Raw genomic sequence first — 21,307 nt, forward strand, 5'->3', positions numbered from 1 at the left:
TTTCCGTCGGCCCTGGTCAGGAGGGTCGGAACACCGTGACGGACGTGACTTCGCCGCCGGTCACGACGCAGTGCAGGACGGCACCGGGCACGGGGGCGTCCCCGAAGCACGACACGAGCACCCGGTCGGGTCCGGTCGCCTGGACCTCGGTGCGCGGGAGCTCCCCGAGCACCTCGGCGACCTCGGCTTCGGGCTCCGCGAGGTACGTCAGCACGACCTCACGCGGCGACGGCGGAGGCGGGATCGGCAGGCCGTGGCCTTCGAAGAGGCGGTTCAGCTGGTCGGCGGCCGAAACCGCACGCGGGAAGCCCGCGAAGGCGGCCGTCTGGACGACGACTTCGCAGATCTCGGCCGGCGAAAGCCCCGAGGCGAGGCCGGTGCGGAGGTGGACGCTCAGCGGCGGCCCGACCATGCCCGCCGCGACGATCGCCGCCAGGGTGGCCGCCTCCCGCGTCCGGGCGTCCAGGGCCGGGCGTTCGTGCAGGTGGCCGTAGACGGTGCCGACCGCCAGCTCGCCCAGCGCCGGGACGGTGGCGAACAACGCGTCGAGCCGCTCCGCGCCGCCGTCGACGAGCCCGGCGAAGGTCTCGCGGCCCCGGTCGTGCAGGTCGTCCATCGTCATCTCGCTGCCCCCTTCAGCAACTGCAGTCACAGCAGTCGCAGCAACCACAGTCGCAGTCACAGCCGCCGCAGTCGCAGCCGCCGGTCGTGTGCGGTTTCCCGCTCCACGGCCCAGGATAGGGATCGCGGCAGCAGAATTGGCAGGTGCAGCACATGTAGGGAGTGAGTGCGCAGCCGAGGAGGAAGTTGCGCTTCTTCGCCGGGACGGCGAACTTCGGGTACCAGAGGCCGCCGCCTTTGCCGTCGAGCGGCTCCGGGCCGTGGGAATCGCCGGGTCCGTCGGGTCCATCGGGGCCGCCTGGACCACCGGGACCTCCAGGGCCGCCCGGGCCACCAGGACCTCCTGGGCCGCCCGGGCCACCAGGACCTCCTGGGCCGCCAGGGCCGCCGGGTCCGCGGCCACCAGGTCCGCCCGGGCCGGGTGCGCCGGGCGGCGGAAAGCCCTGCGGCACACCGGACCCCGGACCGCCCGGCGGCTGGTGCGGGTACTGCTGGGGCGTCGGCCCCCGGCCGATCCAGCCCGGCGGAGGCTGCTGCGGGTGCTGAGGTGGAGTGGGCCCCGGCCCGATCCAGCCGGGCGGCGGCTGCTGCCCGAACTCGACATCCGAGGTACTCCCGGTCGCCGGACCGGCACCGGAAGCCAGGCCGTGACTGTGGCTGTGGCCGTGCGCCGAACCGTGTCCGAAGGCGCGCCGGACCGCTTGCCGCAGCTCGTGGACCAGCAGTGCGTGCACCAGCCCCGGCTTCGCGAACTCGGCTTCGCGCAACGCCAGTTCCACCCCGAGCACCGCGTCGTCGCACAACCGGCGCGCCTCGTCCAGGGAAGTTCCCGTGGCCCGCAACGGGTTCCACGCTCCCGCCGCCGCGTCCGCCGCGTGGTCCTCGACCGCGTCCAGCAAGTGCGCCACCCGGCCGAACAGCCGGCCCGCCTCCGCCAGCGGGGCCACGTTCCCCGGGCGCCCGGCCAGCTCCGCCGTCCGCGCGAAAGCCGCGGAGGTGGCCAGCTCGGCGGGCTCGGTCGCGGCGAGCGCCGAATCCCCCACCCCGAGAGACCGCTCCAGCGAACCCTGCCGCGAGACCGCCTCCACCACCACCGAAGTGTCGAACCCCACCCGGCCACCGGTGCTGCTGCCCTGCGACGCCCACCGGGCCGCGCCCCGCCGCGCGGCCAGCGCCACCGGACGCCGGCCGAAAGCGCCGTCGCGGTCCTCGACGTGGTCGTCCACCTTCGCCGCCGCCAGCACCAGGGACACCGCCGCCGCGAGCTGGGCGCCCTCCCCGCGTGCCACCGACGCCGCCCGCATGCCCCGCAGCGGGCACGGCCCGGCGTCGCGGCGCAGCTCACCTCGCGGTGCCTGTGCCTCGACCAGCGCGGAGATGATCAGCCCGTCGTAGTTCGTGACGACGCGGGCGAGCTGCCCGTGCTCGTCACGCAGCGTGAGACACAGGCCGCACAGGTGGGCCAGCCAGTCCGCGTGCAGGCCTTCGGACAGCCGATGGCGGCACGGCCTGATGATCCCGAACATCCCCAGTCCCCTCACTCACAGTCGGCGCACCTTAGCCCGAACGTGTGGCGCGCGCGTCGCGTCTGCTCGATTCGTGACCCGCCGGGCAGGATGAGCGCCATGGCCGCACTGCACCCGCCGAAGGTCGAGGTCTTCGACCCCGCCGCGCGCGCGAACATCGACCCGAAGGGCATCGTCCGCGAGGTCGACGAGTACCGCGAGGAGCCGTTCGGCCTGTACCTCGCCCGCCCCGCGCCCGGCCGCGCCCAGTTCCACTACCTCGAGTCGTGGCTGGTGCCCGGGCTCGGGCTGCGGTTCACCGACTTCTGGTTCACCCCCGGCCACGAACGCGACCAGGACTTCTACCTCGACGTCGTCCGCGTCCGCCGCGACGGCCCGCGCTGGGTCGCGACCGACCTCTACGTCGACATCGTCCTCAAGGACAAGCTGTCGCTGCGGGTGATCGACACCGACGAGCTCCTCGAAGCCCACGCCGCCGGTCTCGTCACCGCCGAAGACGCGCAGTACGCCCTCGAAACCACCTACGCGGCGGTGGAGGGGCTGGCCGCGCACGGCTACGACCTCGCCGCCTGGCTGTCCACGAAGGACATCACGCTGACCTGGCGCCGGCACCCCTAGGGGCCGTCGCATCCACCGGATGACGGATGCGACGCGGACCGTTCCGACGACGTGCCGGACCGGGCCGGCGCGGGATTCTCGATCCAGCGACAACGGATCGAGAAGGGGGTCGGCGCCATGCCGGTCATCGAGGTCGAACACCTCCACAAGCGGTACGGGGACAAGGTCGCGGTCGACGACGTGTCGTTCACGGTCGAGCGCGGCGAGATCTTCGGGATCCTGGGCCCGAACGGCGCGGGCAAGACCACGACCGTCGAGTGCCTGGAGGGCCTCCGGACGCCCGACGGCGGCCGGCTTTCGGTGCTGGGTCGCGACCCGCACCGGGACCGGGCCGAGCTGCGCCAGCGCGTCGGCGTGCAGCTCCAGGAGGGGCGGCTGCAGGACAAGCTGCGGGTCGGCGAGCTGCTCGACCTCTACGCCGCCTTCTACCGCACCCCGGCGGACCCGGACACGCTGCTCGACACGCTCGGGCTCACCGAGCACCGCGACAAGGCGTACAAGAAGCTCTCCGGCGGTCAGCAGCAGCGGCTGTCCATCGCCCTCGCGCTGATCGGGAGCCCGGAGCTGGCGGTGCTCGACGAGCTGACCACCGGCCTCGACCCGCAGGCCCGCCGCGACACCTGGGACCTCATCGAAACCGTGCGGGCCCAGGGCGTCACGATCCTGCTGGTCACGCACTTCATGGCCGAAGCCGAGCGCCTCTGCGACCGGATCGCGGTCATCGACGCCGGGCGCGTCGTCGCCGTCGACACGCCGGCCGGGCTGGTGGCGCGGGTGGCCGACGAGCAGGTCGTGCGGTTCCGGCCGTCGGCTCCACTGGACCCCGCCGCGCTCGAGGCGCTGCCGGAGGTCCGGAAGGCCGAGCGCCAGGGCGACCGCCTCGTGGTCAGCGGCACCGGGAACGTGCTCCACGCGGTGACGGCGCTGCTGGCCCGGCTCGGCGTGATCGCCGGGGACCTGCGCGTCGAGCAGGCCGGCCTCGACGACGCCTTCGTCGCGCTCACCGGCCACCGGCCGGAATGAAGGGGGAAACCGTGTCCGTCCTGACCAAGCTGACCGCCGCCGAGGCCAAGGTGTTCCTGCGCGACCCGGGTGCCCCGGCCATCGTCGTCGGCATCCCGCTCGCCCTGCTGCTCGTGTTCGGGCTCCTGCCCGGCGCGAACGAGCCCGATCCGAAGTACGGCGGGCACAGCGCACTGGCCACGGTGATCGCGCCGATGGCCGTCACGATCCTGCTGGCCATGCTGGCCTTGACGCTGTTCCCGAACACGATGGCCACCTACCGTGAAAAGGGCCTGCTCAAAAGGCTTTCCGCGAGCCCGGTGCCGCCGAGCCGGCTGCTCATCGCGCAGCTGCTGGTGAACCTGGCGGCCGCGGTCGTCGTGGTCCTGCTCGTCGCGGGCGTCGGCCGGCTCGTGCTCGGCATCCCGTTGCCGGGCAACCCGGGCGGCTTCCTGCTCTCGATCGTCCTCGGCGCGCTCGCACTGTTCTCCGTCGGGCTCCTGGTCGCGGCCCTGGCACCGACCGGTCGCGCGGCGAGCGGCATCGGCAGCGCGCTGTTCTTCCCGATGCTGGCGCTGGGCGGGGTCTGGGTGCCGAAGGAGCAGCTGCCGGTCTTCCTGCAGCACGTCGCCGACGTCCTGCCGCTCGGAGCGACGCTCAACGCGCTGCGCGCCACCTGGGCCGGCGACGCCCCGGAGCTGTTGCAGCTCGGCGCGATGGCGGCTTTCGCCGTCGTCTGCACCACCATCGCGGTGCGGGTGTTCCGGTGGGAGTGACGCTCGCGCCCGCCCCGGCCCGGATCCGACCGGTCGCCGTCGTCCCGGTGGCGGTCGTCACGACGCTGATGGCGATCCCGTTGCTGCTGACGGCGAACCGCTACGGCTACTTCGGCGACGAGCTGTACTTCCTCGCCGCCGGACGGCACCTGGCCTGGGGGTACGTCGACCAGCCACCGCTGCTTCCCCTGCTGGCCAGGATCATGGACGAGGTCGGGCATTCGCCGTTCGTCCTGCGGATCCCCGCGATGCTGGTGACGCTCGGCGGGGTCGTGCTCACCGCGCTCATCGCCCGCGAGCTGGGCGGCGGCGCCAAGGCGCAGACGCTCGCCGCCGCGACCTTCGCCGTCTCGACGAACCTGCTGGCGGGCGGGCACTACCTCGCGACGTCCACAGTGGACCCGTTCCTGTGGACGCTGCTGCTGTGGCTGCTCGTCCGGTGGCTGCGCACCCGGGCCGACGGCCTGCTGGTCCTGGCCGGCGTGGTGACGGCGGTCGCGCTCTACGCGAAGTTCCTCATCGGCGGGTTCTGGCTCGCCGCCGGGGTCGCGCTCCTGGTCCGCGGTCCCCGCGAACTGCTGCGGCGCCCGGCGTTGTGGCTCGGCGCCGCGATCGCGGTGGCGGCGCTGGTCCCGACGCTGGTCTGGCAGGCCACGCACGGCTGGCCCCAGCTGGGCATGGGTGCGGCGATCTCGCGGGAGGTCGCCGACGGCGGGGGCGGACGGCTGCTGTTCCTGCCGACGGCGCTGCTCACCGCCGGGCTCCCGGTGGGTGCCGTCCTGCTCTGCTACGGCCTGTACCGGCTCCTGCGCAGCCGTGAGCTGCGCTTCCTCGGCTGGACGACGCTGCTGCTGACCGTCGTGTTCCTGACGGTGAACGGCCGGTTCTACTACCTCGCCGGGATGTACCCGCTCTGCTGGGCGATGGCCGCGGTCGCGCTCGAACGCCGGGAGCCGGCCCGCTGGTGGCGGTGGGTCGCGACCTGGCCGTGCTACGTGCTCGCGGCGGTGCTCGTCCTGCCCGTCTCGCTGCCGGTCTGGCCGCGGGCGTGGCTGACCGAACACCCGGCGCTGCCGGCGCCGGCGCTCGCTTTCGCGGAGATCGGCTGGCTGGAAGGGACGAACTCGGTGGCAGGCGCGTTCGCCCGGCTGCCCGGCCCGGAGCACACGGCGGTGGTGACCGAGACGTACTGGGAGGCCAGTGCGCTCGCCCGCTACGGCCCCGGTCTCGGCCTGCCCGAGCCGGCCAGCGGCAACCGCGGGTATGCGACCCTGGAAGTGCCGCCCGAGACGGCGACCGACGTCCTGTTCGTGGGCGCGGACCCGCGGCCGCTGCTCGGGCACTTCGCCGGCGTGCGGCCGATCGGCAAGGTGGACACCGGTGCCGCGAAGCCGAGCTACTTCGACGGCGTGCCGCTATGGCTGGCGACCGGCCGGACCGGGCCGTGGTCCGCGCTGTGGCCGGAGCTGGTCAACACCCACCCGTGAGCGTGTGCCCGGCGTCACCTTCCGCGCGGTGGCGCCGGGTGGGCCCCCGTAGGGTGCGGAAGGGACCGGGCCGGACGACGACAGGAGCATGATGGACGCCGTATCCACGGCCCCCGACCAGGCGAAAGCCGCCCTCGCGCCGTTCGCCCGGCTGCCGGTCGCCCTGCTCGCGGCGGGCACCGCCCTCGCGCTCCTGCTGACGGCCGGCCGCTACGGCTACTTCGGGGACGAGCTGTACTTCCTCGCCGCCGGCAAGCACCTCGCGTGGGGCTACGCCGACCAGCCGCCGCTCGTCCCGTTCCTGGCCTGGGCGATGGATTCCCTCGCGCCCGGGAACCTGGTCGTGTTCCGGCTGCCGGCGATCGCCGCGACCGCCGCGGGCGTGGTCGTCACCGCCCTGATCGCCCGCGAGCTCGGCGGGCAGCGCAAGGCGCAGGCACGCGCGGCGGCGGCGTACGCGATCTGCGGGCAGTTCGTCGGCAGCGGCCACTACCTGGCGACGTCGACGATCGACCCGCTGCTGTGGACGCTCGTGCTGTGGCTGCTGGTCCGCTGGGTCCGCACCCGGGCCGACGCGCTCCTCGTGTGGCTCGGGGTCGTGACGGCCGTGGCGCTGAACGGAAAGCTGCTCATCGGCGCGTTCTGGGTGGTGGCCGGGCTCGCGGTGCTCGTGTTCGGGCCGCGAGAGCTGCTTCGCCGCCCGAAGCTGTGGCTGGGAGCGGTGATCGCCGCCGTTTCGCTGGTGCCGACGCTGCTGTGGCAGCGCGCGAACGGCTGGCCGCAGCTCGGTATGGGCGACGCGGTCGGCGCCGAGGTCGACGCGGCGGGCGGGCGCGAGAGCTTCGTCCCGAACCTCCTGGCCGGCGCCGGCTGGGTGATCGGCGCGCTCGGCGTCCTCTACGGCGTCGCCGTGCTGCTGGGGAGCGAGCAGCTGCGGCCGTACCGGTTCCTCGGCTGGACGGCGCTGGGTGTCGTCGCGGTCTTCCTGGTCGCCAACGGGCGGTACTACTACGCCGCCGGCATGTTCGGCGTGCTGTGGGCCGCGGCCGCCGTGCACTTTGAAGCTCGCGAGCCGTCCCGCTGGTGGCGATGGGTGCCGACCTGGCCGATGTTCGTGCTGTCGGCGCTGTTCAGCCTGCCGTTCACGCTGCCGCTCTGGCCGGTGCACTGGCTGGCCGACCACCCGGCCGCGCCGCGGCCCGCCTACGCGGCCGAAGAGATCGGCTGGCCGGACCTCGCCGACGACGTCGCCGCGCTGTACCGGACCGCCCCGCCGGGCACGGCGATCGTCACCGGCGGCTACTGGCAGGCGGGCGCGCTCGGCCGCTACGGGCCCGAACGCGGCCTGCCCGAGGCGTACAGCCCCAGCCGCGGCTTCTGGTACTTCGGCCGGCCCGCCGACAACGCCGACACGGTGCTCTTCGTCGGCTACGACCCGTCGAAGCTCGCGAAGTACTTCGGCAGCACGCGCATCGCCGGGCAGGTCGGCAACCGGCTCGGCGTCGCCAACGCGAGCGAGCACATGCCGGTCTGGCAGCTCACCGGCCGGACCGCGAGCTGGGACGTGATCTGGCCCCGGTCGAAGGACATGAGAGCGTGAGCCTCGATGTCGACTGGAGCCGGCCGATGTGGCCGCCGGAGTCGGCGCGGACCCCGGATGGCTGGCAGCCGTGGCTGTTCCGGGCCGAACGGATCCTGCCCGGCGTGCTGCTCGCCGTCGCGACCGCGGTCACCCTGGGCGTCGGCGGCCACGACGCCCGCTGGTGGGCGGTCACCGGCGCCTGGGTCGCCGCGGCCGTGCTCTGGGTGCTCGGCACGGTGGTCCTCGCGCCGCCGCGGCTGCGCGAACAGCCGGCCTTCGCCCTGCTGACGTTCCTCGGCATCGCCGGGCTGGGCAGCGTCCTCGAAGTCCGGGACATCACGTTCCTCATCTTCATGATCTTCACGTTCCTGGCCGCCATGCGGCTGCGGCCCACGTGGCTCGCGTTCGCCGCGCTGGCGGTGACCTCGCTGCTGATCAACACCCTCGGCAACGGCGGTCCCGTGCACGCCCTGCGCGAGCGGCCGGCCATCTGGATCACGATCATCGTCGTGCAGACCGCGGCCATCGGGGGCGGCGGCCTGCTCTCGACGGCCATCGCCCGGCAGAACGAGGAACGCCGGCGCATGCTCGACGACCTCGCCGCGGCGCACGCGGAAAACGAAGGGCTGCAACGGCAACTGCTCAGCCAGGCCCGGGAAGCCGGGATCCTCGACGAGCGGCAGCGGCTGGCGCAGGAGATCCACGACACCCTGGCGCAGGGCTTCACCGGCATCATCACGCAGCTCGAAGCCGCCGCGCTGGCCAAGGACGAGCCCGCGGAGTGGCAGCGGCACCTGGACTCCGCGAACGCGCTCGCGCGCGAGAACCTCACCGCCGCCCGGCGTTCGGTGCGCGCGCTGCACCCGGAAGCCCTCGAGACCGCGTCGCTGCCCGAGGCGCTCGCCGGCATCGCGGCGCGCTGGAGCGAGCGGACCGGCGTGCCCGCCGCGGTCACGGCCACCGGCGACCCGCGTCCGCTGCACCCCGAGATCGAGTCGACCATCCTGCGGGTCACGCAGGAAGCGCTGTCCAATGTGGACAAGCACGCCGCGGCGGGCCGCGTCGGCCTCACCCTGTCCTACATGGACGACGAGGTGACCCTCGACGTCCGCGACGACGGCGCCGGGTTCACCCCCGGCCCCGGTCCGGGTTTCGGGCTGCCCGGGATGCGGCGCCGGGTCCAGCGGCTCGCCGGTACGCTCCACGTCGAGTCCGAGCCCGGCGGCGGTACCGCGATCTCGGCCGTCCTGCCCGCCGTCCCGTCCCCGCCGGAGGCCTCCGCATGACGATCACCGTGCTCATCGCCGACGACCACCCGGTCGTCCGCGACGGGCTTCGCGGCATCTTCACCGGCCGCGGCTTCGAAGTCGTCGGCGAGGCGGCGAACGGCGCCGAAGCCGTCGCGCTGGCCGAGCGGCTGCGCCCCGACGTCGTGCTGATGGACCTGCGGATGCCGGGCACCGACGGCGTCGCCGCGATCACCGAGCTGGCCAGGCTGGGCAATCCGGCGCGGGTCCTGGTGCTCACGACCTACGACACCGACTCCGACGTCCTGCCCGCCGTCGAGGCCGGCGCGACGGGCTACCTGCTCAAGGACGCCCCGCGCGAAGACCTCTTCCGCGCCGTCGAAGCCGCCGCCCGCGGCGAGGCGGTGCTCTCCCCCGCGGTGGCCAGCCGGCTGCTGGGCCGGATGCGCGCGCCGGTGCCGACCGCCCTGTCCCAGCGCGAACTCGAGGTGCTCACCCTGGTCGCCCGCGGCTCGACCAACAAGGAAGCGGCGAAGAAGCTCTTCATCAGCGAAGCGACGGTCAAGACGCACCTGATCCACGTCTACGCGAAGCTCGGCGTCAAGGACCGCGCGGCGGCCGTCGCGGTCGCGTTCGAACGCGGGCTGCTGGGGTCCTAGGGCGTCCAGCCGGTGGTCGCGGCCCACTTCTCCGCGCGGGCGAACACCCCGTTGACCCATTCCTGCTTCTCGTCCGCGTAGGCCGCGACGTTGCCGTCCTCGGCATGCTCGCCGGCCAGCCGCAGCTTGACGTCGCGGTAGTCGTCGCGCTCCTCCGGGTTCGCGCGCAGGTAGTCGCGGAACAGCAGCGCGAGCCGCCACGCGGGCGTCTCCTCGGACCGGACGTGCAGGTTCACCGGGCGTTTCGGGTCGGCGCCGACGTGCAGGCGCTTGGGCCACGTTCCGGTGCCGTCCTGGGCGTCGTCGACCCAGTCGCCCTCCATGCGCGGGAACCCGGCGTCGGACAGGAGCTCCCGGAGCGTGTCGGCGTCGTCCACCGTCGGCACCGTGAGCTGGAGGTCGAGGACGTCCTTGGCCGGCAGGCCCGGAACGGCGGTGGAGCCGATGTGGTCGGCGCGGCGGGCCAGCTCCCCCGCCGTGGCGCGGACCCGGGCGAGCACCCGCTCGGCCTGCACCGGCCAGGTCAGGTCGTACTCGGCGATCTTCGGGGACACCGGCGGCCGCGGCCGCCGGAGCCGGACGTTCGCCTCGAACGGCACGAGCCGGTCGGCCCACAACGCGTCGACGTCGGCGAGCACCGCGTCCTCGGCACCGCCGTTGTCCAGCCAGACGTCGGCGACGGCGCGACGCTGCTCATCGCTCGCCTGCGCCCGGATCCGGGCCCGCGCGTCCTCCTCGGCCATGCCCCGCGCCGTCACCAGCCGGCGGACCCGCACCTCGACCGGCGCGTCGACGACCACGACCAGGTGGTACGCCGTCGCGAGGCCGTTTTCGACCAGCAGCGGGATGTCGTGGACGATGACCGCGTCCGGCGCGGCGGCGGCCATCAGCTCGCCGGTGCGGGCGCCGACCAGCGGGTGCACGATCGCGTTCAGCCGGTGCCGCGACTCGTCGTCGGCGAACGCCTTCGCGGCGAGCGCGGGCCGGTCGAGCGACCCGTCGGCGGCCAGGATCTCCGGCCCGAACTCCTCGGCGAGCCGGGCGAGCCCTTCGGTTCCGGGTTCGACCACCTCGCGGGCGATCCGGTCGGAGTCGATCAAGACGGCACCGTGCTCCGCGAGCCGGTTCGCCACGGTCGACTTGCCGGCCCCGATCCCACCCGTCAGCCCCACACGCAACATGCCGATCACCCTAGTCAGGCCGGACGGCCCGCTGGGCGGTGCGCCCATTCGTGTGACGCACCGGCCTGCCCCGTAACACGGGTAATCGTTTTCCGATCGGACCGGCAGCGGGTTACCACCCGCCTGGTCAAGGGAGGGACCATGAAGATGACGAGGATCAGCCGGGCGGCGGTCGTGCTGCTGGGGGTGGGCGGCCTCGCCGTGGGGGCGCCCGCGTTCACGGTGGCCGCCCCGGCCGAGCCGGTTCACTGCCTGTCCGGCGTCTACCGGGTGCGGGCCCAGCCGTCGGGCCCGCTGTACGCGGTGAAGAGCGCCTGGATCCCATTCCCCACGACGTGCACGAACAGCGAGGTCAGCGGCCCGCCCGCCTGACGGCGGAGCGAGGGCATACGAACGGGTGACCCGCAAGGCGATCGTGACGCGTGACTCAACCGATATCCGGACACGCCGCGTTGCTTCCTCACCTTCACGGGCCCGGCTGCGTACCGTGCGCGCGACAGGGTCGCCCACACGGAGGAACGATGGCGGACAGCAAGCACGCCGGGAAGCACCGGCTCGGCACGCCGGGGCTGGTGCACTGCCTTCTCCACCGCACCGTGGCCGAGGCGTTGGCGGACTACCGCCGGACCTGGCTCAGCGCCCTGCTCGTACCGGCCAAGCACAGCTTCGCCGGCCTCCGCCGCAAGGCCCGCGCCGCGGCACTCGAGCGCATCTGGGTCCCCGCGGTGGGCACGGCGGCCATCCGCCCGGCCACCGTCCACGCCGCCGCGGCCTGACGGCCGAAGCCCCGCTCAACCTCAGCGACCGGTCTCGCGCGTCTCGATCGCGATCTCCGCGGACAGCGTCCGGTGCACCGGGCACTTGTCGGCGATCAGCATGAGCTTCGCGCGCTGGTCGTCGTCCAGTTCGCCCTCGAGCTCGATCTCGCGGGTGATCCGGCTCAGCATCCCGCGCTCGGTCTCGCACTTGGCGCAGTCCTCGGCGTGGATGCGGTCGTGCCGGAGCCGGATCGTCGCCCGGGTCAGCGGGATGCCCTTGCGGTCCGCGTACAGCCGCAGCGTGATCGCCGTGCACGAACCCAGGGACGCGAGCAGCAGCTCGTACGGGTTCGGACCGGCGTCGGCGCCCCCGACCGCGACCGGTTCGTCGACGAGCAGCTCGTGGGTCGCCGTCGTGACCTGCTGCGTGTAGGTGCCGTCGCCGGTCGCGGTGACGACGACCGTGCCGGGCTCGGGGTGCTCCATCGGTGTCAGTCCTCCCAGGGTGAGTCCAAGATCGTGGTGACGAAGTCCGTGCGCACGAAGCCTGGCACGAACCGGGCCAGCACATCGGCTTTGACGTTCCCGAACGCCGTGTCGGGCCGGTCACGGATGCCGTCGGTGAAGGCCGCGAGGATGCGGCGCTTGAAGTCCGGCCGCGGGTGCGCGGCCACGACCGCGGCCCGGGCGTCGGCGGGGAGGTCGTGGTACCCGATGCCCAGGACGTCGTACTCGACCCCGGCCGTCACCAGCGCGACCTCGGGTTCCATGTGCTCGGGGATGCCCGGGGTGGTGTGCAGCGCGATCGCCGTCCAGGCGACCCGGGCGCGTTCGGCGTCGACGCCGTGGCCGAGCAGGAACTGCCGGGCCTCGTCCGCGCCGTCGAGCTCGAAGCGCCGGTCGGTGCGGTGGCCCGCGACGAGCCCGAGGTCGTGGAACAGGGCCGCCACGTAGAGCAGCTCGGCGTCGAAGCCGAGGCCGCGGCGGCGGCCCTGGAGCGCGCCGAACAGGTAGACGCGGGCGGAGTGGTCGTAGAGGAGCGGGCCCGCGGTGTCGCGGACGTACTCGGCGGCTTCGCGGGCGAGGGCGGTGTCGGGGACGTCGATGGTCATGACGCCGACGATGCCCGCCCGCGCGGTGCTCGGACATGCGTCCACCGGACGGGAATCCCGCACATCCGGACATCGGGCACATTCCCAAGACGCGCCGGATATCGTATCTTTTGCTGCGAGTGGGTCACCCGGACGTCGTTGTGCGCGAAGGGGGTGCGCCGTGGCCACCAGGCACCTGTCGATGCGCCCCGCCGAGCAGGGCAACCGCGAGCGCTTCCTGGACGCGGCGCTGGCGGTGCTGTTCGACCGCGGCGTCACCGGGCTGACGGTCCGCGGGGTGGCCGAGGCGGCCGGCGCGTCGACGATCTCGGTGTACGCGCGGTTCGGCGGCCGCACGGGCCTGCTCGACGCGCTGTACGAGCGCACGTTCGACTCGCTGCGGGAGCTGCTGGAGGGCCTGCCGCCCGCCGGCCCCGACGGGGTCGCGGACCTGCTGCACCTGGCGGTCGAGTACCGGCTGTTCGCCCGGGAGAGCCCGGTTCGGTACGCGCTGATGTTCGAGCGCCCGGTCCCGGGGTTCGACCCCGATCCGGCGCTGCGCTCGGCGGTGCTGCGGACGACGTTCACCCTGTTCATCGCCCGGGTCCAGCGGGTGTGCCCACCGGGAGCGGACGCCCGCGAGACGGCGTACCAGCTGTGGACGGCGATGCACGGCCTGGTCGGGGCGGAGCTGATGCTGGCTTCGCGGACGCCGTTGCCGGACTGGTTCATCCCGCCGACGGACGAGGCGAACGAGCGCATGTACCGCCGCGGAGTGGTGGCGATGATGACCGGGCTGGGCCTGCGGAACCGCTGAGGCGGGCCGGAGTCAGCGGCCGAACCACCGCGAGACCCCCGGAACGCAGCGAACCCCCGGTCCACTCGGGACCGGGGGTTCGCTGTCAGCTCAGAGCGCTAGTGCTCACGCACCGCCGGAGAGCTTCTCGCGGAGCGCCGCGAGCTGCTCGTCGGAGGCGAGGGTGCCGCCGCTGCTCTTCGTGTCGGTCGAGGTCGAGCCCGAGGTGTAGCTCTCCGAGCCACCCTCGACGCCGGTCGCCGCGTCAGCGGCGGCTTCCGCGTCGGCCTCGACGGCCTTCACGACCTGCTTCATGTGGGCCTCGTAACGAGTGTGCGCCTCGGCGTACTGGCGCTCCCACTCCTCACGCTGCTTGTCGAAGCCTTCCTGCCACTCCTGGGTGTCCGGGTCGAAGCCCTCGGGGTAGATGTAGTTCCCCTCGGTGTCGTACTCGGCGGCCATGCCGTACTGGGCCGGGTCGAACTCGGTGTCCGGCGTGACACCCTCGTTCGCCTGCTTCAGCGACAGCGAGATGCGACGGCGCTCGAGGTCGATGTCGATGACCTTGACCATGACGTCGCCGTTGACCTGGACGACCTGCTCCGGGATCTCGACGTGGCGCTCGGCCAGCTCCGAGATGTGGACCAGGCCCTCGATGCCCTCTTCGACGCGCACGAACGCACCGAACGGGACCAGCTTGGTGACCTTGCCCGGCACGATCTGGCCGATCGCGTGGGTGCGGGCGAACTGGCGCCACGGGTCTTCCTGGGTCGCCTTCAGCGACAGCGAGACGCGCTCGCGGTCCATGTCGACGTCCAGGACCTCGACCGTGACCTCCTGGCCGACCTCGACGACCTCGGACGGGTGGTCGATGTGCTTCCAGGACAGCTCGGAAACGTGCACCAGGCCGTCGACGCCACCCAGGTCCACGAAGGCACCGAAGTTGACGATGGACGACACGACGCCCTTGCGGACCTGGCCCTTGGCGAGCGCGTTGAGGAACTCGCTGCGCACCTCGGACTGGGTCTGCTCGAGGTAGGCGCGGCGGGACAGGACCACGTTGTTGCGGTTCTTGTCCAGCTCGATGATCTTCGCCTCGAGCTCGCGGCCGACGTACGGCTGCAGGTCGCGGACGCGGCGCATCTCGACCAGGGACGCGGGGAGGAAGCCGCGCAGGCCGATGTCCAGGATGAGGCCGCCCTTGACGACCTCGATGACGGTGCCCTTGACGGGCTCGTCCTTCTCCTTGAGCTCCTCGATCGTGCCCCAGGCGCGCTCGTACTGCGCGCGCTTCTTGGACAGGATCAGACGGCCTTCCTTGTCCTCCTTCTGGAGAACCAGGGCTTCGACCTCATCGCCGACGGTGACAACCTCAGCCGGGTCGACATCGTGCTTGATGGACAGCTCACGCGAGGGGATGACGCCCTCGGTCTTGTAGCCGATGTCGAGCAGGACTTCGTCGCGATCGACCTTGACGATGGTGCCCTCGACGATGTCGCCATCGTTGAAGTACTTGATCGTCTTGTCGATAGCCGCGAGGAAATCTTCCTCCGACCCGATGTCGTTGATGGCGACCTGCGGGGCCGCGTTCGGGGCGGTCGGGGCGGTGGCGGTGTCGATGGTCATTAGGCGGGTTGCTCCGGTGGATGGGATCGAGGGTTGGCAGTTGTCGGCGCGATGGGCTGTTGTGAGCATGCGACGACCCTGCGAGCAAACGTCCACCAGTGAACGACCGCGGCATGACCCGCATAACGGTGCGCGACCCCGAGCCCGACCAGGAAAAGCTGAGCGGAAGGCAGCGCGAACCCACTGCGCTAACACTTATCCTACGCGGCGGCCGCTAGGCGGCACAATCAGGGTCCCCCTCGGTCGCTAAGGTCCTCGCGGAAGCAAATCGCAGGCACCAGGACGCAGGACCGGAGACCACCATCATGCCACCGGAGGAGCCGCCCGCGCCGGGGCGCCACGAAGCGGCCGAGCACCGGCTGGGCACCACGGCCGTCGCCTACCGCGAGGTCGGGGGCCCCGAAGCCGCGGCCGCGAACCTCGCCTGGTGGGACGCCGACGCCGACGACTACCAGGCCGAGCACGGCGGGTTCCTCGGCGACGCCGACTTCGTCTGGTGCCCGGAGGGTGTGCGGGAAGCCGATGCGCGGCTACTCGGCGACGTCCGCGGCAAGCGCGTGCTGGAGGTCGGCTGCGGGCAGGCCGCGTGCTCGCGCTGGCTGGCGGCCCAGGGCGCCCGCGCCGTCGCGACCGACCTGTCCGCCGGCATGCTCCGCCACGCCCGCGAGGGCAACGAGCGCACCGGCGCCGGCGTCCCGCTCGTGCAGGCGAACGCCGAGTACCTGCCGCTGGCGTCCGGCAGCTTCGACGCGGCCTGCTCGGCCTTCGGCGCGATCCCGTTCGTCGCCTCGGTGGACGCCGTCTTCGCCGAGGTGCACCGGGTGCTGCGGCCGGGCGCGCCGTGGGTGTTCTCGGTGACCCACCCGATGCGGTGGATCTTCCCGGACGACCCCGGCCCGCAGGGGCTCACCGTGACCCAGCCCTACTTCGACCGCACGCCGTACGTGGAGGTCGACGACGACGGCACCGCGACCTACGTCGAGTACCACCACACCCTCGGCGACTACGTGCGCGCGCTGGCCTCGGCCGGGTTCACCCTGACCGACCTCGTCGAGCCCGAGTGGCCGGCGGGGCACACGCGGGTATGGGGCCAGTGGAGCCCCTTGCGCGGCCGGCTCTTCCCGGGCACCGCGATCTTCCGCACGCACCGCTCGTGAACCCCCTGGAAAAGGAGCAGAACGCCCGGTTCGCCGCGCTCGACCCGCTGCTGCCGCCGATCGCCGCCCCGCCGTCGGCGGCGAGCGAGCCGCTCGTGGTGACCACCGGCGGGCGCCGGGCGGGCGGCCTGCTGACGCACGTGGTGCACGCGCCGGGGGCGTGGCCCGCGCTGTGGGGCCCGCTGGAGATCTGGGACCTGACCGCGGTACCGGGCGACAGCGGCGCGGCGGGCCTGGCCGCGCTGCTGGCGGCGTGGCGCGACCGGATGCGCGGCACGCGGCCCGAGCCGGACTCCGGCTGCACGCTGGCCTGGCCGAGCCGTGACGCCGAGGCGTCGGCGGTCCTGCTGGCGCACGGCTTCGCGCCGATGACGTGCCTGGCCGTGCGGCCCCCGGAGCCGCCCGCGGACGAGGGGCCGTCGCGGGTCACCGTCCGCCGCGCGGGCGACGGCGACGTCGAGGCCCTGACCGACCTGCGCGTGGCGGAATGGCGCTACACGTCGCTGGTCGGCACCGCGGTGCCGCGCCCCGGCGCGCGGGCGCTGCTGCGCGCGGAGGTCGTCCGCGCGCTGCGCTTCAGCGGCCTGGTCTGGCTGGCGGAGGACGACGGCGTGCCGGTCGGCCTGGCTTCGTGCGCGCTGGCCGCGCCCGCGCCGGGCGACGGCATCCACGGCCGGCTGCGGCCGGGCCGCTGGGGATACGTCGACACGCTGTCGGTCGCGCCCGGCGCGCGGGGCGGGGGCGTCGGCCGGGCGCTGATGGCGGTGGCCCATCGCGAGCTGCTCCGGCCGGAGCTGCGCGGTACGTTCCTCTTCTACCACCCGGCGAACCCGCTCTCGCCGGTGTTCTGGCACCGGCAGGGCTATCGTCCACTGTGGACGATGTGGATCCGGCGCCCCGCCTGGTCCTGACCGACGCACCACCAGGGGGACCCATGGACATCGCCGAGCCGCTGCTCGCCGCCCACCGCGCGCGCTTCGCGGCGGTCGACGCGCTGCTGCCGCCCGCCGCGCCCCCGGCCGAGGGACAGCGGCTGGACGTCGCGACCGCGGACGGCACCCGGATCACCGGGGTGCTGCAGCGGCACCGCTCGGCACCCGGCGACGTCACGATGCTGTGGGCGGCCGCCGACGTCCGGCAGCTCTTTCCGTACTTCGGCGCCACCGGCACCGAGGGCGTCGATCTCCTGCTCCGCGCGCTCAAGGGCGTGCTGGAGGCGGAGGAGATCGGCGACGACTCGTCGTGCGTCGTCCTCTGGCCCAGCCGGGACGCCGAGGCGATCCGCGCCTTCCTGGACCACGGTCTCGTCCCGCTCTCCGCGGTCGGCGTGCGCACGGCGCCCCCGGTCGGGGCGGCCCCGGCGGTCGCCGTCCGCCGCGCCCGGCCGGACGACTTCGCCGCGGCGCTGGAGCTGGCCGCGGCGACGTTCGACTACACCGGCCTGGTGGCCGCGCCCCGCCGGGCGAACACGGCCGAGCTGCTGGCCCCCGCGTTGCGCGACGCGCTGGCCGAGGACGAACCGGCGGTGTGGCTGGCCGAGGAAGACGGTGAGATCCGCGCCGTCGCGCACTGCGCGTGGATCGACGCGACCCCGGGGAGCGAGGCGGCCGAGCTGCTCCCGCCGGGGCGCTGGGGTTACGTGAACAACGTGGTGACGGCGCCCGGCGAGCGTGGCGGCGGCTTCGGCCGGGCGCTGATGGCCCACGTGCACCGGGAGCTGGACCGGGGCGGGGCGAGCAGGACGTACCTCTACTACAACCCGACGAACCCGCTCGCCTCGGTGTTCTGGCACCGGCAGGGCTACCGTCCACTGTGGACCAGCTGGGAGGTGCGCCCGGCGTCGGCGCTCCGCTGAGCGGCACCCCTCCCCCGGCCGGGGCCGCCGAGTGGGCACCGCGACCGGCGAGCTGCGAAAGTCACCCACGAGTGTGACGTGCGTCCGGTGATCTTGCCGCACCCCGCCGCGAGGGCTAGCTTTTGAACTGACCGGTCAGTTCAAAAAGTTCCCGACGCTGGAGTAACCGTGCAGGTCCGCGCCGATCGGGTGTCCCTCGAAGGACACCACGGCCCCTTGTTACCGCCCACCTCGCTGACCGTCGGCGAGGGCGACCTGGCGATCGTGCACGGCGAACCCGGCGTCGGCGTCACCGCGTTCGGCCTGGCGCTGGCCGGGCGGCTGAAGCCGACCACCGGCACGGTGCACGCCGAGGGAACCGACACCGCGCTGCCCGGGCTCGTCGCGGTCGTCGACGCCCCCGGCGTCAGCGAGCCCGACGACGCCCTCCCCCTGCGCGTCGTCGTCGGCGAGGAGCTGGCGCTGGCCCACCGCCCGGCGGGCAAGGAAGACGTCGCCCGCTGGCTCGCCGGCCACGACGCGGCGCCGTTCGCGGGCACGCGGTTCGAGAACCTCGCCCCGGTCCTGCGCACGCGGCTGCTGACCGAGCTGGCCGCCGAGCGCGAGGGCGTCCGGCTGCTCGTCCTCGACACCCCCGACCGGCACACCAGCGACGTCGAAAGCTGGGCCGGGCTGGCGCGCGAGCAGGCCGAGCGCGGCTTCGCCGTCGTCGTGCTCGCCGCGACGACCCCGCTGTCCGCCCTCCCCTTCACGCCCGCGCGCCTCGGCTCGGCCGAGCAGCCCGAGCCGCAGCACCACTCCCCCGAACCCACCCCCACCGAAGAGCTCCCCGCGAGCACTGACGAGGTCACCGAATGAACGCCTTCCGGATCGCGCGCAACGAGCTGCGCCGCCTCTCCACCGGCACGATGCCCAAGCTCGCGCTGGTCGCGCTCGTGCTGGTGCCGCTGCTCTACGCGTCCTTCTACCTCTACGCGAACTACGACCCGTACGGCCGCCTCGACAAGCTGCCCGCCGCCGTCTTCACCAGCGACACCGGTGCGAAGGACGCGAGCGGCCAGCAGCGCAACGTCGGCCGCGAGGTGACCGACGAGCTGACCAAGTCCGGCACCTTCCAGTGGCACGAGGTGTCCGAGCAGGAGGCGCGCGACGGCGTCCGCGACGACAAGTACTCCTTCGCGATCGGCATCCCCAGCGGCTTCTCCGCCGCGCTGCTCTCGGTCGGCAACTTCCAGCCGCAGCAGGCGACGATCACGCTGACCACCAACGACGCCAACAACTACCTGTCCGGCACCATCGCGAAGCAGGTCGCCGAGCAGGTGCGCAAGACGATCGCGGAGAAGGTCGGCAGCGAGGCCGCGGACCGGTTCCTGGTCGGCTTCTCCACGATCTACGCCAAGATCCAGGAAGCCTCGACCGGCGCGGCCCAGCTCGCCGACGGCGCCACCCAGCTCAAGTCGGGTCAGCAGAAGCTGGCCGACGGCGCGGCGAAGCTCGCGGACGGCTCGTCGACGCTGGCGACCGGCCTCGGCACGCTCAAGAGCGGCACCGCCTCCCTGCCTTCGCAGACGCAGCAGCTCGCCAGCGGTGCTTCGCAGGTGGCAGCCGGGGACCAGAAGGTCGCCGACGCGGCTTCGGTCGCCGCGACGGCGTCGTCCGACATCCAGGGCAAGCTCGACTCCTACCGCAGCCAGCTGCAGACCGACCTGCGCGACGCCGGCGTCCCGGAGGCGCAGGTGCAGGCGATCCTGGCGCACGCCGACCAGCTGCGCTCCCCCGTCGACCAGGCGAACAGCAAGATCCAGCAGGCCAACGGCGACCTCGCGAAGCTGGCCGACGGCGCCCGCCAGGTGTCCGACGGCGCGGCCAAGCTCGCCGCGGCGTCGCCGCAGCTGGCGAGCGGCATCGCGCAGGCGTCCGACGGCGCGAACCAGCTGAAGGACGGGGCGTCCCAGCTCAGCGACGGCGAGAAGACCGCCGTCAACGGCACCAACCAGCTGGCGGACGGCGCGGTGAAGCTGCGTGACGGGCTTTCGGCCGGGCTCAAGGAGATCCCGAACCCGGACGACCCGACCCGCTCGGCGACGGCCAACACCATCGCCGACCCGGTGGCGGTGAACGCCAACGGCGAGGCGTCGGCGGGGACGTACGGCGCCGGTCTCGCACCGTTCTTCATCTCGCTGGCCACCTGGATCGGCGCGTTCGTGCTGTTCCTGATCCTGCGGCCGCTTTCGACCCGGGCGCTGACCGCGGGCGCGGCCCCGTTCCGGGTCGCGGTGGGCGGCTGGCTGTCGTCGGCGTTGCTCGGCATCGCGCAGGTGGTGGTGCTGTTCGGCGCGGTGACGTGGCTGGTCGGCATCCACATCGCGCACCCGCTGGGCGCGATCGGCTTCGCCGTGCTCGTGTCGCTGACGTTCACGTCGGTGGTGCACGCGCTCAACGCGTTCTTCGGCGCGGTCGGGAAGTTCCTCGGGCTGGTGCTGCTGGTGCTGCAGCTGGTCAGCGCGGGCGGGACGTTCCCGTGGCAGACCATCCCGGACGCGCTGTACCCGCTGCACGTGGTGCTGCCGATGGGCTACGCGATCGACGGCTTCCGCCACCTGTTCTACAGTGGCGCCACTGTGCAGATCCTGGGGGACATCGGCGTGTTGCTGGCCTACCTGGTGGGCGGGATCCTCGTGTCCACGCTGGCCGCGCGCAAACGTCGCGTTTGGACGGTGTCCGCGCTCAAGCCCGAGCTGAGCCTGTGAGCGGCGGGACGAAGCAGAAGCTCTTCGAGGCCACGCTGCGGCTTTCGAAGAGCCGGGGCCTGGTCGGCCTGACGGTGGACGACATCGCCGCCGAGGCGGGCGTCGCGAAGGGCACGGTCTACTACAACTTCGGGTCGAAGGACGGCCTGGTCGACGGGCTCCTGCGGTACGGGGTGGACACGCTCGCCGAGCGGCTTCGTCTCGCGGTGTCCGACGCGGATCCGCTCGACGTGATCGAGGCGCAGGTCGACGTGACCTTGGAGTTCATCGCCCAGTACCCGGGGTTTTCGCAGATCCTGGTGAGCGAGCTGTGGCGGACGCCGGGCCAGTGGCACGGCACGCTTTCGTTGCTGCGCGAGGAGATCATCTCGATCGTGAAGGGCCAGCTGTCGCGGCTGGAGTCGGCCGGCCGGCTGCCGGAGGGAGTGCAGATCCCGACGGCGGCGGCCGGGCTGTTCGGCACGATGCTGGTGGTGGCGCTGGACTGGCAGGTGTTCGGACCGCAGCGAACGCGGGCCGAGGTGCGGGAAGCGGTGATGGTGCTGATCCGTGGCTTGGGTCGCCGCTGAACAGCA

Annotated in this window: 22 protein-coding genes; 16 read left to right on the forward strand and 6 right to left on the reverse strand. The window is 73.1% G+C overall.

The annotated features are described in order from the left end of the window. Positions 1 to 16 precede the first annotated feature (16 nt). Positions 17 to 622 (reverse strand): carboxymuconolactone decarboxylase family protein, encoded by a 606-nt coding sequence (locus tag ABZ342_RS00110; protein ID WP_360467919.1) that lies wholly within the window; start codon positions 620 to 622, stop codon positions 17 to 19. A 13-nt stretch (positions 623 to 635) separates the two neighbouring features. Continuing rightward, positions 636 to 2,147 carry a DUF5685 family protein gene (locus ABZ342_RS00115; protein WP_360467920.1) on the reverse strand — a complete coding sequence of 504 codons (1,512 nt, stop codon included), beginning with the start codon at positions 2,145 to 2,147 and terminating at the stop codon, positions 636 to 638. A gap of 99 nt (positions 2,148 to 2,246) precedes the next feature. Here ABZ342_RS00115 and ABZ342_RS00120 point away from each other — a divergent pair, with 99 nt between their 5' ends. The 7 genes from ABZ342_RS00120 to ABZ342_RS00150 all read left to right on the forward strand — a co-directional run bounded on the left by ABZ342_RS00120 (position 2,247) and on the right by ABZ342_RS00150 (position 9,518). Continuing rightward, on the forward strand, positions 2,247 to 2,765 hold the full coding sequence (locus ABZ342_RS00120; RefSeq protein ID WP_155546148.1) for a DUF402 domain-containing protein: 519 nt from the start codon (positions 2,247 to 2,249) through the stop codon (positions 2,763 to 2,765). Between the two features lie 117 nt (positions 2,766 to 2,882). Continuing rightward, complete coding sequence (locus tag ABZ342_RS00125; protein ID WP_360467921.1) at positions 2,883 to 3,788, forward strand: ABC transporter ATP-binding protein; 906 nt, start codon at positions 2,883 to 2,885, stop codon at positions 3,786 to 3,788. 11 nt (positions 3,789 to 3,799) lie between these two features. Continuing rightward, the gene (locus tag ABZ342_RS00130; protein ID WP_360467922.1) at positions 3,800 to 4,543 is read left to right on the forward strand and encodes an ABC transporter permease; all 744 of its coding nucleotides are present in this window, start codon (positions 3,800 to 3,802) and stop codon (positions 4,541 to 4,543) included. Beyond that, complete coding sequence (locus tag ABZ342_RS00135; protein WP_360467923.1) at positions 4,534 to 6,030, forward strand: glycosyltransferase family 39 protein; 1,497 nt, start codon at positions 4,534 to 4,536, stop codon at positions 6,028 to 6,030. The genes ABZ342_RS00130 and ABZ342_RS00135 overlap by 10 nt, the downstream gene beginning before the upstream one ends. Before the next feature lie 91 nt (positions 6,031 to 6,121). After that, positions 6,122 to 7,630 (forward strand): glycosyltransferase family 39 protein, encoded by a 1,509-nt coding sequence (locus ABZ342_RS00140; RefSeq protein ID WP_360467924.1) that lies wholly within the window; start codon positions 6,122 to 6,124, stop codon positions 7,628 to 7,630. Next, entirely contained in the window at positions 7,627 to 8,898 is a 1,272-nt protein-coding gene (locus ABZ342_RS00145) for a sensor histidine kinase (RefSeq protein ID WP_360467925.1), read from the forward strand. Before ABZ342_RS00140 ends, ABZ342_RS00145 begins: the two co-directional genes overlap by 4 nt. Continuing rightward, positions 8,895 to 9,518, forward strand: a complete 624-nt coding sequence (locus tag ABZ342_RS00150; RefSeq protein WP_155546144.1) for a response regulator transcription factor — start codon at positions 8,895 to 8,897, stop codon at positions 9,516 to 9,518. Before ABZ342_RS00145 ends, ABZ342_RS00150 begins: the two co-directional genes overlap by 4 nt. Here ABZ342_RS00150 and coaE read toward each other — a convergent pair. Further along, positions 9,515 to 10,699 (reverse strand): dephospho-CoA kinase, encoded by a 1,185-nt coding sequence (gene coaE / locus ABZ342_RS00155; RefSeq protein ID WP_360467926.1) that lies wholly within the window; start codon positions 10,697 to 10,699, stop codon positions 9,515 to 9,517. The genes ABZ342_RS00150 and coaE overlap by 4 nt on opposite strands. A 141-nt stretch (positions 10,700 to 10,840) precedes the next feature. On the opposite strand from coaE, the gene ABZ342_RS00160 reads away from it, so the two are divergent. Both ABZ342_RS00160 and ABZ342_RS00165 read left to right on the forward strand, forming a co-directional pair. Beyond that, positions 10,841 to 11,071 carry a hypothetical protein gene (locus tag ABZ342_RS00160; protein WP_360467927.1) on the forward strand — a complete coding sequence of 77 codons (231 nt, stop codon included), beginning with the start codon at positions 10,841 to 10,843 and terminating at the stop codon, positions 11,069 to 11,071. A gap of 149 nt (positions 11,072 to 11,220) precedes the next feature. Next, entirely contained in the window at positions 11,221 to 11,475 is a 255-nt protein-coding gene (locus tag ABZ342_RS00165) for a hypothetical protein (protein ID WP_360467928.1), read from the forward strand. A gap of 21 nt (positions 11,476 to 11,496) precedes the next feature. On the opposite strand, the gene ABZ342_RS00170 is transcribed toward ABZ342_RS00165, so the two are convergent. Further along, positions 11,497 to 11,943: an OsmC family protein gene (locus ABZ342_RS00170; RefSeq protein WP_155546140.1), complete on the reverse strand. Its 447-nt coding sequence runs from the start codon at positions 11,941 to 11,943 to the stop codon at positions 11,497 to 11,499. 5 nt (positions 11,944 to 11,948) lie between these two features. Then, complete coding sequence (locus tag ABZ342_RS00175; protein ID WP_360467929.1) at positions 11,949 to 12,569, reverse strand: HD domain-containing protein; 621 nt, start codon at positions 12,567 to 12,569, stop codon at positions 11,949 to 11,951. 181 nt (positions 12,570 to 12,750) lie between these two features. On the opposite strand from ABZ342_RS00175, the gene ABZ342_RS00180 reads away from it, so the two are divergent. Further along, positions 12,751 to 13,365, forward strand: a complete 615-nt coding sequence (locus tag ABZ342_RS00180; RefSeq protein WP_155547402.1) for a TetR/AcrR family transcriptional regulator — start codon at positions 12,751 to 12,753, stop codon at positions 13,363 to 13,365. Between the two features lie 105 nt (positions 13,366 to 13,470). Here ABZ342_RS00180 and rpsA read toward each other — a convergent pair whose 3' ends face one another. Further along, on the reverse strand, positions 13,471 to 14,970 hold the full coding sequence (gene rpsA / locus ABZ342_RS00185) for a 30S ribosomal protein S1 (RefSeq protein WP_155546138.1): 1,500 nt from the start codon (positions 14,968 to 14,970) through the stop codon (positions 13,471 to 13,473). 305 nt (positions 14,971 to 15,275) lie between these two features. On the opposite strand from rpsA, the gene ABZ342_RS00190 reads away from it, so the two are divergent. The 6 genes from ABZ342_RS00190 to ABZ342_RS00215 all read left to right on the forward strand — a co-directional run bounded on the left by ABZ342_RS00190 (position 15,276) and on the right by ABZ342_RS00215 (position 21,301). Continuing rightward, on the forward strand, positions 15,276 to 16,127 hold the full coding sequence (locus ABZ342_RS00190; RefSeq protein ID WP_360467930.1) for a class I SAM-dependent methyltransferase: 852 nt from the start codon (positions 15,276 to 15,278) through the stop codon (positions 16,125 to 16,127). Next, complete coding sequence (locus ABZ342_RS00195) at positions 16,124 to 17,038, forward strand: GNAT family N-acetyltransferase (RefSeq protein WP_360467931.1); 915 nt, start codon at positions 16,124 to 16,126, stop codon at positions 17,036 to 17,038. Before ABZ342_RS00190 ends, ABZ342_RS00195 begins: the two co-directional genes overlap by 4 nt. 23 nt (positions 17,039 to 17,061) lie before the next feature. Continuing rightward, the gene (locus ABZ342_RS00200; RefSeq protein WP_360467932.1) at positions 17,062 to 17,982 is read left to right on the forward strand and encodes a GNAT family N-acetyltransferase; all 921 of its coding nucleotides are present in this window, start codon (positions 17,062 to 17,064) and stop codon (positions 17,980 to 17,982) included. A gap of 168 nt (positions 17,983 to 18,150) precedes the next feature. After that, a complete protein-coding gene (locus ABZ342_RS00205; protein WP_360467933.1) occupies positions 18,151 to 18,840 on the forward strand; it encodes an ABC transporter ATP-binding protein in 690 nt (229 codons plus the stop codon). Then, positions 18,837 to 20,732 carry a YhgE/Pip domain-containing protein gene (locus tag ABZ342_RS00210; RefSeq protein ID WP_360467934.1) on the forward strand — a complete coding sequence of 632 codons (1,896 nt, stop codon included), beginning with the start codon at positions 18,837 to 18,839 and terminating at the stop codon, positions 20,730 to 20,732. The genes ABZ342_RS00205 and ABZ342_RS00210 overlap by 4 nt, the downstream gene beginning before the upstream one ends. Further along, positions 20,729 to 21,301, forward strand: coding sequence for a TetR/AcrR family transcriptional regulator (locus ABZ342_RS00215; protein WP_155546132.1), 573 nt, complete (start codon positions 20,729 to 20,731; stop codon positions 21,299 to 21,301). The genes ABZ342_RS00210 and ABZ342_RS00215 overlap by 4 nt, the downstream gene beginning before the upstream one ends. Positions 21,302 to 21,307 lie beyond the last annotated feature (6 nt).

The organism is Amycolatopsis sp. NPDC005961, from assembly GCF_040629235.1.
In the GTDB taxonomy this organism is placed as follows: domain Bacteria; phylum Actinomycetota; class Actinomycetes; order Mycobacteriales; family Pseudonocardiaceae; genus Amycolatopsis; species Amycolatopsis camponoti.